General features: G+C 38.9%; 12 protein-coding genes. 4 read left to right on the top strand and 8 right to left on the bottom strand.

Annotated elements, in window-relative coordinates:
• Positions 1–192 precede the first annotated feature (192 nt).
• The 3 genes from ABN080_RS10680 to ABN080_RS10670 all read right to left on the bottom strand — a co-directional run bounded on the left by ABN080_RS10680 (position 193) and on the right by ABN080_RS10670 (position 3,461).
• Positions 193–1,704: a hypothetical protein gene (locus tag ABN080_RS10680; RefSeq protein ID WP_349440998.1), complete on the bottom strand. Its 1,512-nt coding sequence runs from the start codon at positions 1,702–1,704 to the stop codon at positions 193–195.
• A 369-nt stretch (positions 1,705–2,073) separates the two neighbouring features.
• Positions 2,074–3,180, bottom strand: coding sequence for a hypothetical protein (locus tag ABN080_RS10675; protein ID WP_349440997.1), 1,107 nt, complete (start codon positions 3,178–3,180; stop codon positions 2,074–2,076).
• Positions 3,181–3,248: 68 nt separating this feature from the next.
• On the bottom strand, positions 3,249–3,461 hold the full coding sequence (locus ABN080_RS10670; protein ID WP_349440996.1) for a helix-turn-helix transcriptional regulator: 213 nt from the start codon (positions 3,459–3,461) through the stop codon (positions 3,249–3,251).
• Between the two features lie 264 nt (positions 3,462–3,725).
• On the opposite strand from ABN080_RS10670, the gene ABN080_RS10665 reads away from it, so the two are divergent.
• The gene (locus tag ABN080_RS10665) at positions 3,726–4,322 is read left to right on the top strand and encodes a hypothetical protein (protein WP_115166750.1); all 597 of its coding nucleotides are present in this window, start codon (positions 3,726–3,728) and stop codon (positions 4,320–4,322) included.
• Positions 4,323–4,327: 5 nt separating this feature from the next.
• Here the strand turns inward: ABN080_RS10665 and ABN080_RS10660 are convergent, their stop codons facing one another.
• Positions 4,328–4,849: a hypothetical protein gene (locus ABN080_RS10660; protein ID WP_349440995.1), complete on the bottom strand. Its 522-nt coding sequence runs from the start codon at positions 4,847–4,849 to the stop codon at positions 4,328–4,330.
• Between the two features lie 69 nt (positions 4,850–4,918).
• Positions 4,919–5,353 carry a DUF2787 family protein gene (locus ABN080_RS10655; protein WP_349440994.1) on the bottom strand — a complete coding sequence of 145 codons (435 nt, stop codon included), beginning with the start codon at positions 5,351–5,353 and terminating at the stop codon, positions 4,919–4,921.
• Between the two features lie 634 nt (positions 5,354–5,987).
• Between ABN080_RS10655 and ABN080_RS10650 the strand changes: the two genes are divergently transcribed.
• The gene (locus ABN080_RS10650) at positions 5,988–8,246 is read left to right on the top strand and encodes an autotransporter outer membrane beta-barrel domain-containing protein (protein ID WP_349440993.1); all 2,259 of its coding nucleotides are present in this window, start codon (positions 5,988–5,990) and stop codon (positions 8,244–8,246) included.
• 230 nt (positions 8,247–8,476) lie between these two features.
• Here ABN080_RS10650 and ABN080_RS10645 read toward each other — a convergent pair whose 3' ends face one another.
• The 3 genes from ABN080_RS10645 to ABN080_RS10635 are packed head-to-tail and all read right to left on the bottom strand — an operon-like array spanning position 8,477 to position 9,527.
• Positions 8,477–8,788, bottom strand: coding sequence for a hypothetical protein (locus tag ABN080_RS10645; protein WP_349440992.1), 312 nt, complete (start codon positions 8,786–8,788; stop codon positions 8,477–8,479).
• Positions 8,789–8,803: 15 nt separating this feature from the next.
• Positions 8,804–9,184: a hypothetical protein gene (locus ABN080_RS10640; RefSeq protein WP_115166746.1), complete on the bottom strand. Its 381-nt coding sequence runs from the start codon at positions 9,182–9,184 to the stop codon at positions 8,804–8,806.
• Between the two features lie 58 nt (positions 9,185–9,242).
• The gene (locus tag ABN080_RS10635; RefSeq protein WP_126437366.1) at positions 9,243–9,527 is read right to left on the bottom strand and encodes a helix-turn-helix domain-containing protein; all 285 of its coding nucleotides are present in this window, start codon (positions 9,525–9,527) and stop codon (positions 9,243–9,245) included.
• A gap of 137 nt (positions 9,528–9,664) precedes the next feature.
• On the opposite strand from ABN080_RS10635, the gene ABN080_RS10630 reads away from it, so the two are divergent.
• Together ABN080_RS10630 and ABN080_RS10625 are read left to right on the top strand one after the other, a co-directional pair.
• The gene (locus ABN080_RS10630) at positions 9,665–10,081 is read left to right on the top strand and encodes a hypothetical protein (protein ID WP_349440991.1); all 417 of its coding nucleotides are present in this window, start codon (positions 9,665–9,667) and stop codon (positions 10,079–10,081) included.
• A gap of 61 nt (positions 10,082–10,142) precedes the next feature.
• Positions 10,143–10,856: a DNA translocase FtsK gene (locus ABN080_RS10625; protein ID WP_349440990.1), complete on the top strand. Its 714-nt coding sequence runs from the start codon at positions 10,143–10,145 to the stop codon at positions 10,854–10,856.
• The last annotated feature ends 44 nt before the right edge of the window (positions 10,857–10,900 follow it).

Genomic DNA, 10,900 nt, shown 5'->3' with positions numbered 1-10,900 from the left:
TTAGAATTAATGTGGGTGTATCTGTGTAACAAGCACCGACGGTATTCTGGACAGGATTGGATATTTTCAGGGCTTAAGATTTGGTGATTAATTGGACTCACAGCACAGAACTGCCACTTAATTAAGTATGATTCGGTGCCGTTGAAATAGGACAAACTAACCCCCAAAAATTAATTTAACTTCAATTTACTACTAGCAACCATGCTTCAACACTATATCCAAATACGGGTGTTGCCAATCACCATTAGGCAACTCATGTAAACTAACAAACCCATCGTGTTCTAGTGCACAAACACCGCTGTGCGAGCTTACATAATCATAAACGGCACGGCTTTCTAGTCCTTGTATCATATGCGCGAGTAGCTTACGTCGCATCACATCACGACGCCATTTCTTCCACTCCCCATTTTTTGTTTTTCGCTTTGTCGTATTAAATGGTTGCCCAACCGCATTCACGACAGAAAGCCCATACTTATTTTTCTTTCCTGTTTTTAGATACTCGTCAAGGAGTTGATTTATGCTTTCGCGAAGCTCTGTTGTTTCTAATTTCCAATATTCCAGCATCTCTGACACAAAATCATCGGAATAATTCTTTTTCCGCTTCCTCAGCTTTTTCACCATATTCCAGCGAGATGATAGGCTGACCTGACCTGCACTAAAAATCGTGCCATAACGAATAATTTTGTTGAAACACTTACCAACATTAAATATTTTTTTAATATTAGAATCACTTAATACAGATAGCGAATCCGTACTAATGCCATATTTCTTGAATTCTTGCTCTAAGATAGCTAACTGGCAGCCTTTAATATCATAATTATACCCGTTGGCTAAACATGCCCATTTCATCTTGCTGGGTAAATATTGAAACCCTGTACCTATTTCAAAAGAACGGCTACCCACTTTGGCGGTTTTATACGCTTGTCGATACTCAACGATTAGTGGAGTTTTGCTAATTATTTTGACGCCTACATTCATCAAATGAGAGATAAAATTAAAATAAAAGCTCTTATTCTTTGCGGTAGGATGGTCATTACAATATTCTTGTAGTTTATCAAGGTTGATCGGTAATGCTTCGAGTTGTTGATACACACCGATAATACGCTGTCTAAAATGGGGGTTTTCAATCGCGCGCTTCGATGTTTCATTCTTAGGCGGCTTTACTCTGTATGAGCTTTTTAACATCAATTCATACAGTGTTTCAGGTTTCTTACGTTTATCAAAAATATTCGTCAAATAGGTATAGCGATCTGTACGTTTAAGATAATCCTTTCGTTTACCGGGAAATAAGGCTTTAAGAACACTTTTTGATAACGCAAATTCACGACATTTATGGCTCCCAAAGCTATGTGGGATAATCTTAATAATTTTAGCTTGTTCTAAGCACTCTAAAGCACGTTTTAAGCCTAAATCACGGCTTTGCTTAAAAATCATAGGGACTTTTTCTTTCCCCAGTTCAGAGGGAAATGGTACTGAATACGTCCACTTTTTATCGCCTTTAAACCTCGCATTTTCCTTCGTATTTTTGCTAACCGTCGCACTACAGATAATATGCTGCAAGAACAAAGCAATTTCACGGTGATATTTAGATTTTTGACGTTGATCTACCGTATTATCAAAGGGAACACTCAAAACAATTGCTTTATAGGCTTCAACTGTAGCTTCTGTAACAAGAATGTTATCTTTGGTGATATATGCTGTCATTTCAATTTACCATGTTGTTAATAGTAAATTGAATTACGCAAATACCTTTTTTAGTGGGGTTACCGCTAACCCCATTTTTTAGTAGGTAATTAGAAAAACCGAGAAAGCGTCAAATACCCGTGCCAGCTACTCAAAACGATCCGTTAAGACGAACAACTCGCGGTCTAGGCGAAAATAGCTACCCCCCAATATCCCACACTATAGCCCATATTAGATAGCGTTATTATTCACAGCCATTATGCTTATGATGCTTGCTAAGCTATTGTTATGCTGGTAACCAGCATTGATATATACATGATATTGTTATATGTTGAGTCGCCACACTATACCGCCGCAGCGACCCAACACCATTACCCGTGATACAGGCTACTAATAACCGTGTTTGCGAGCCCATTCTTCACGCAAACTCTTCTGCCAAAGAGCTGGAACGCCAAGAATGCCGAGCGTCTCAACCAATAAATGAAAGTCGCACCAAATTTCATCTTTATCGAAAAGATCAACTTGATTGTTTTTCAATCTATTATCTAGACGTTTTAAGATCTTTTTAGCCTCCTTTGGGTTGGTTTTATTTACATAATCGCGTAGCTCAGGTAATATCATGTCCGACAGTAATAACTCCCAATCTAAATCCCCTTCTTTGGTACACAGTGGCTTTTTATAGAACCCAATACGTTCCAGCAAATTGTGAAGATTGCGAATATCTCGTAATAAAAGCGCCTTACTTCTCGGTTTATAACGCGTCTCTATGCGTAGGAAGCGACGGTAATCCTGTATTTCGCGCCAATTAGTAATTATCAGTTGTAATTCTTCATCACTAAGAGACTCTAAGTCATCACCAACATCCAGCTTCTCATAACAAGCGGCATGATACTCTGATTTATTGCTACCAAGCCGTTGCCCTTGAAACTCGCCTTCACTTGAGTAACGTTCGCCACAACATGCCCCTTTAAATCCAATATGATAGTCTGAGAGACGCATATCATATATGTCTAAAGCATAATCAATGCGAGTCACCCATGCGCTTTTCAATAACTTATATAGATATTTACCTAGGCGCTTCTTCTTTCCTAAATAAAGAACTAATTTATTAATATCATCAACAGTAAAATGTTGAGGACTAAATTCAAATCTAACAGCACCTCTTCCTTGATATTTATCTGTTTTCTTGAAATCAATTTCCGTTGGCATATAATAAATCATAAATACTTGCTTCGGATTATATTTATTTCCTACCTTAATTTGATAGCGATAAAGTTTACTCATATTCTCATCTGTCGCTTTCTTTCTTTCAATTGAATAAAAACGACTGCCTTTCATCTTATTTAATCTATCGAACAATTCATCGGTATCATCAATTTCAAGATCACCTACAATACTAAGTTTATCTATCCTATGCATCATTTCGTAATGACCTAATTCATGAGGAATAGCAATTGATTTCTTCAAATTATCAATATTAGGTTTAAGGGTAGACATAGCTACCCCCATCACTTACTTGAATATTATTATTCTCTATATAATCATATAAAGGGGTTAACGCAGGCTTATAGATCCACATAGGTATTGCCCCCTTTTTTCACACACTCGTCGATCCACTTCTGCACTTCACTAGCTTTCCAACGAGCAGTACGCCCAGATGCAGTCAATAAATATTGCGCAGGAAAATCCCCCGCCTTAATCCAACGGTATAAGGTCGCGCGTGAAACCTGAGTGATTTCTAAAACTTGTTTGAGAGTCAAAAATGTATCTTGTTGCATAACTAATCCTTAATCGTAATGCATCACGACGATGCGATTAGCTTTTACAACCTCTCAGACCAAGGACTTTGTGACAGTCACAAGAATCAAAAAGTTAAATTAAGTGACGGTCACAGTGATTTTCTGGACTAAACCTGCTAAAATTCTTTAAAATATTAGTGACGGTCACATATAAAAATCACCGTGATGTATGACCGTCACAATTATTGGGTGTTTTTACTAAACTCATGAGAACTACATGACTGTCACAAAATGGAGCATCTAATGTCTGGAAAAATAGGTCAGAGAAAGAAGATAGAACAAGAAAATAAAAAGGAAGATAATTGCAAAAGGGCAAAAACAAGCAGAGAGAATAGACTGAAAAAATTAGGCGCACCATTCACCATTAACATGCATGATAAAAATAAAACAAGATTGAGAGAAATCTGTGTTCATTTTGGTCATGATGACATGATGGAAAGAGAAAAAGCCACAGGACGAATTTTCAGCCAAACAATTATGAATGTTATCGATTATTATTATATTACCGCAGTTATTGAGTCTAAAAATGACAATGCAAAATTATTAATAAATACGTTTAAAACCATTTGGAAAGAATGTGTTTTAAACAAAAACATTTTCATTCTTAAAAACGAATTTGAAACACTTCCTGATAATAAAGAAAAGAAAATAATCGAAGGAGAACTAAAATCAATTGCCAAATCCATGACTAAAACAAAATGTTTCATTCCTCCCTATATATTCAATAATAATTTTGATGAAAGAAATATTACAACATGGACACCGTTAGATATTTTATATTTGCTAGATACTCAATCGGTCATTAATAAACTTAAAAAGTTAAATACATTGAAAAAATAACCTATTTATAAAGGTGATATTTCAACAAAATAAACAGATTCACTATACAACCGCCGTACTTTGTTACCTCTTAATCCATAGCTGGTGCGGCTCACTTTCTCTTGCTGGTGGCTATCAAAGAAATAGAGATATTCACTGTCCATATGCTCCACCAGCGACCAATGCCACTGATCACCCAGAAGAATAAGCCGACGTGACGTTGTATGAGTGTCTAAGAACACCTGACAGGCAGACAGTATTTTTTGTGTTGTAAGTCCATCTTTGTAACGAAATGGCGTGGTGACGCGTAGAGGGGCTTGTGATGGGTATTTTGAGGTTAGGCGCTTAATCAAGTAATCCATCTCAGGAACATCAATACCTTGGGTTAAACACTTGTACAGTGACCAATATTCGCTATATTCACGCAAAAGATAATTAAATAACGGGCGGGGTTTTATGCGGTCTCCATAGAACCATGTACCCATATTGACCAGACTGTAAATCCCACAGAGGCAATCTAAATCCCCTTGCTTGGACGGTATCAACATCAACTCAAACCTTCTATTGATTGTACTGTACTTAATGAGATCACCAGCGCTGGTATTATTTTTACTTAATTAGTGGGTTTCCCACTGAATACTGACTTCGTAACATTTCATTTTGTGGTATTGAATAAAATTACGTTGCCACAGTTCAAACATTGCTCCGCCCTCTTCTTCATCAATATCCCCCATCATAAAATGATAAACATAACCTTGCGACCAACAAATATCGAGTTCCTTTTCAAGCTCAGGATAATAGCTCCCCATGAATGAAAAATCGGTCACATAATCAAACTGCCATTGCTCATGCTGCCGTAACAAGCGTATTTCGACAGGATGGAAACCGCCTGTTTCAGCACTATACAATGGGTCTCGAAAATTCATTGTGACCGCCCGAACAAGGGTTAAATCAATCGCTGAGTTAATCACTGAATTATTCAGTTCATGTAATAATAATTGGCTAAAAGCTTGTGCGATAGGCAAGCGTAGCCCTGACTGATGAATAGTCATATAAAGTTGCCTTTAAATAAAAAAATGGAAATAAACTGTATAAGCACAACCCAATCATATTTTGGGTATAGTGCCATGCATATATTTTACCATAACTACTAGCAAAGTAAAGTTATTTATTGTTAATAATCAGGTAGTTACATATATTTAGCCATCATTGCTATTTTGATATATCTACCGTAATTTTTATTGAAATGAAGACACTATCAACGTTCGCGTTAGCCCAAAACGTAAAATATCCGTACATCAGATTTATTTGAAACTACCCATTACCCAAAGAATCTCCTATCCCCCTTTATCCTCGCGTTATATCCGGACGTTTATGACAATCCTCCTCAAATTTTCAACTCACATAAGAATCTCAATAATCCATGACCGATCGTTTTTAACGATCGATAAATCATTATTGATAGGCGTGATTGATTTTAACAATCGTTTTGATCATATTGATAGATAAAACAGATCATATTTTGTAAACTTGTGTTTGATAGGTTCACACGTTGTAGCCCTTTTTAATTAAAATTTTTGTTATTTTGTTCTACAAAAGGTTATCAAGTGAACCTAATAATCGATGTAACCGCCTATTTTAACGGGCGCTTATCCATTTTTTTCATCAATTAATAAAGATGTCATTATGAAAAAACAATTAAATACAAACTATCGTCTTGTCTGGAGCGCTGTCCAAAACGCGTTGATTGCCGTCTCTGAACTAACCCATGCAAAAGGTAAGAAAACAGCGGGTATCATCGCACTTTCAGCATTATCATCACTAGCTTCAATACCTGCCTTTGCCGATGATAGCCGTTGTGTCAATGGCACAACAGTGACCGATAATTGCACCGTTGAGGCTGGGGAAACAGTGTCAAATATGACCGTTAAGGAAAATGGCAATTTACGAGTAAACGGTGAATCAAATAATACCGTTTTAACAGGACAGAAAAATCCAACCGGTTCAGGGTCGTCATTTGATGATGGAAGTCGGTATGATTCAGCGACAGAATGGGTTTATGGCACGGCGACGGGCACCATCATCAATGCAGGTGGGATCCAAAAGGTCGACGGTGGTACAGCCGACCAATCAAAAGTCAATTATCACGGTGTATTAGAAGTTAACAACGGGGGCACAATCACTAATTCAACAGTAGGCTCTAATGATGCCGTTGATGGGTTAAAAACCGATGAAGCCTATATTTCTGTTATCGGTAATGGTAGTTCAGCTAAGAACACCCATATTAACAATGGTGGCGTTCTGAGTGCGTCAGAAGGAGCTATCGTCACGGATACAACCATCAATGCCGGTGGGCGTCTAGAACTTTCAGTGGATAATGACCTCGATAACAATGAGTTTAGGACGAATGCAGGCATAACTACAGCTAATGGTGTAACAATTAATAAAGATGGCATACTGGCGCTTGATAAGGATACAAAAGCAACCGATGTGGCCGTCAATGAAGGCGGCATCCTATGGGCTGAAAATGGCGCTATTCTTGAAAATATCACGACCGTTGGAGGAGAAACTAAAGTTCAAAATGCCACACTCACTGGTAGCAATGTCTTTAATCAGCAAGGAACATTGACCGTCTCAGGGGATGTATCTGCGGAAATCATTGAGTTGCATGATGCCAATATTCAATTTGAGGGAGCGTCTGTTTCACAAGCCTCTTATCGCCGTAGCACACCAGAGTTCAATGCGGGGCATCTTACCGTGAAAGAACTGAAAGGTGAAGGTGACAATAACAACATTGCTTTACGTATAGATGCCGTATCGGGAGTACATGACACACTAAAAGTAACTGACGCTATTGACGGGCATTTTAATGTCAATATTAACAGTCAAGGTAAAGAAATAAACACATCGGCGTTAGATTCAAGTTTCATTGAAGCAAAAGGCAGTGATGCTCATACGTTCTCTGGTGATACTGATATTGGCGCTTACAACTATTCACTTTACCAAGATGGCGATGACTGGCGGCTCCAACGCAGTGGCAATTTATCAGCGTCATCGAGCAATGCCATGATGCTCGCAAACGTCACACCAACAATTTGGGCGAGCGAATTATCCGTCTTACGCAACCGCCTAGGCGAACTCCACGCGGATTCTGAACAAAATGGCGTGTGGCTGAAATACATGACTGCCCGTAACCGCGTCAATAATAACCAGACAAGCTACAAACAGGACATGAACGGGTTTGTACTCGGCGGCGATCGCCAACTTGAGGTGACTGACGGAAAACTGTTCCTCGGCAGTCAGTTCGGCTATTCCTACTCTTCTCTCGATGCAGCCAGCAGCGACGGACAAGTCAAAAGTTACAGTGTAGGCCTCTATGCGACATGGTTACACAATAGTGGCTACTACGTCGATGGCGTGCTCAAAGGGAACCGATTCTTTAGTGAGAATAATGCACGCTTCAATCAAGGTACATCGAAAGCCAGTGATGCGACCAATGGAATTGGATTCTCTCTTGAAGGAGGGAAACATATTAATATCAATACGTACCAAATTGAACCTTATGTTCAACTCGCTGGATTCCAAGGACAAAAAACACACTACACGTTTGATAATGATCTTCATGTTAATGCGAATGCAACCCGCTCTTTAAAAGCTGAGATAGGTACAACATTGGGTAAAGAATTTACACTACCTAATGGCGGTAATGCAAAACCTTATATTCGTCTGGCGGCAAGCCAAGAGTTTATCAAAAATAATGATGTCACTATCAATAATACCGAACGCTTTACCAATGATATGTCTGGCTTAACGGGGAAATATGGTATTGGTATGAATACAAACATTGTTAAAGATCTGGACATGTATGGTGAATTTAATTATGCCAAAGGCAACAAGCTTGAAACACCGTACAGTGGCACTGTGGGGATAAGATACAGTTTCTAACCTTTTCACTTAGCCCTCGACTATCAGTTTGAGGGCTTATTTGAACCACTTTCACCATGCGATAGTAAAAATCAGTCTTTAGATGACTTTTTATCTCAATTGCTCCCTTTGGTGTGATTAAACAACGTCGATGATTTTTTATCGTGAGGAAATATTTTTATGGAAAGTGAATGAAAATATTGAAACGTCAAAGGGAAAAATGCCAACCTAATAATAGGCTGGCATAGCGATTAACCGTTGAGTAACGTAACAACAAAACTTTTTTTATCATCCGTGAGCTGCACGGAATAAATTACCGTGACAGAACCCGCTTTTCCCGTTGCTTCCGCAGCACAGAGATAAACGCCTCGTTGTGTATTTTGACGTTGCGTTCGTACATTCACAAGCTGCTCATACATCGCCCAACCCACATGTTGATTGACCACTTGTAACACTAATGCTTTTGCACCATCACTGTTACAATTAACGGTACTCTCATTACATCCCGTTAAACCAACCATCACCGTTAATATGCTTAATTTCATCCACTGGTTAAGTTTCATGTTCGCATTGTCACCTTACAGCAGAAAATTTACGGTTATTCCTGCTAATATATCGAGTGCAATCACAACCAACGCCACGTAAGACCAAGCACGACGATCCGGTATTTTAACGATAAAGTAAAAACAGCAAACATCCCAAATGAGAATCAATGCTTCCACTTTATTTAATGTCACCTTTTTAGTAATAAAAAATTCAACGATATTTAAGAATAAAATCGGTAAAAACCAAAATAGCCAAAAGGTTTTTGCTAATCCAAAGCCACCGTTGAGCAAACGCTGTTTAAATAAAGCTGGATCATTTAATCCTTTCGCTTCGTTTTCTTCTCGAATTTTTTGCAATTTATTTTTGATAGACATAACTGTTCCTTCAATTAAATGAATTAAGGGTTTTTCCATGGTGTTGACGCTAGAGTGGGTGCAATGCCTTACCGATAGGCAAGGGTAAATATTTAGGCTATTTCAATGACCGCCCATGATTATTAGAGGGTGGCTTGTTGATGTAACGACTCGGCCATATTGTTTCAGGAGCCGTGCCAATCACATCCGCAATGATCTGTTCAGCTCTTGGGTACGCTCGCTCTAGCGCATTATTTAACGTCCGAGAAGAAAGACCGTGCTCACGAGACAATTGCGCTAATGTGACCCCTTTTTTATGCAAAGCCGCCACAATATCCGCACGGTGCCAATCCGCAGCGCTTCCTTTTCGGGGCTTTTTTTGAGATGCTACAGGGTTAGACATAGTAATAACTCCACTGTTTAATTCCTCGTCTATTAAAAACCAATTAAAGGGAATTATCAATAGATATCTTTATGGTTTTAACATCTTTCTAGTGCGGTTATTTTATCCTTTTGATATATATGAGATTTATAAAAATCATGACTGATAAAAAACAACTAACTGAAATGAATAATGCGCCCAAGCTCTGGTTTACCAGTGGGGAGCTAGCTGCTATAGGAAAAGAAAAAGCAGACGATCCAACACGTTACCCTGAATATAAAGATATGGATATCCCTACCACCGCGAAAGGCGTTAGAGTCCGTCTAGAGTCAATCACAGCCCTTCATCCCCACTTTCGCAAGAAGAACCCTAATAAGCGCGGCGACCTCTATCATATTGATGCCTTTAAGGTGATCCTAAATACCGATGAAAAAGAGCTCATCAAGCAAAATACGCTATCTTCTGAAAGTGCAGATCTTAACCTTTTACTTGAAATCTACAAATCACTGTCAGTTGAGAAAAGAAAAGCGTTATTAAAAAATGCACTCACAATGAAACAGGAAGAATTAGATTAGTATCTTTTAATATCTTTTGTTATTTTAATAACTGTATTTTCGTCACTGACTCAGAGGCACTATGCAGTTATCTCATCACAACACGCTAGACAGCAGCTATGATCTATTGACAGCTAAAGCCATTGATTACGTCATTCTCATTAACAGAGCGTCACCGAGACGTTTACAGCACTATTTTCGGATAGGATTTCACCGTGCTGAACGCATTATTGATCAATTGGAGTATTTGGGTGTGATTACCCCCTTAAATCAGTATGATTATCGTGAAGTGCTCGGATACCCAACTCACTATCGGCCTTTTGATGCATCAGCCTTTGCTACGCCTATTGAAACAGTGCAAGAACCCTTATTCACTGAATCACCGCTGGATACGCAATCCCTAGAATACCGTTGCTTGATTCAGGCTATCGTCTGGCAGCGTATTGTGGTCTGGGTTGAAGAAATCGAGATCGAAGGTGGTACAGCCAATATATTGAAATCTGTCTCTCCGTTTGAATACTTGATTGACACCCACAGCGATGACATTTATCAGGATCCCCTCCGCAACAATGCCAGTTCTTACCGCTTCCTTGCCACGTTGCGCCCTGAACCCCCGTTGGATGTGCTACGGCAACATGGACGCATCAGCAATCAGCCCTGCTGGAAGCTCGCCCGTATAGCACAAGAAGAGTGGCAAGGCTTATGGGTGCCGAATGAGGATGGATGGGAAAGCCTATGTGAAGATAATATTCATACTATTAAGATTGGTAGCAATAAACACCAGTTCAATAACTAATAGAAATCTAGAAACAATCATCGACACACTACCACTATGGCCAA

The sequence above is a fragment of the Proteus sp. fly-1089 genome, from assembly GCF_040138965.1.
GTDB lineage: Bacteria > Pseudomonadota > Gammaproteobacteria > Enterobacterales > Enterobacteriaceae > Proteus > Proteus vulgaris_B.
The sequence above is the reverse complement of the archived record's forward strand: the minus strand, read 5'-3'. Positions and strand labels throughout refer to the sequence as shown.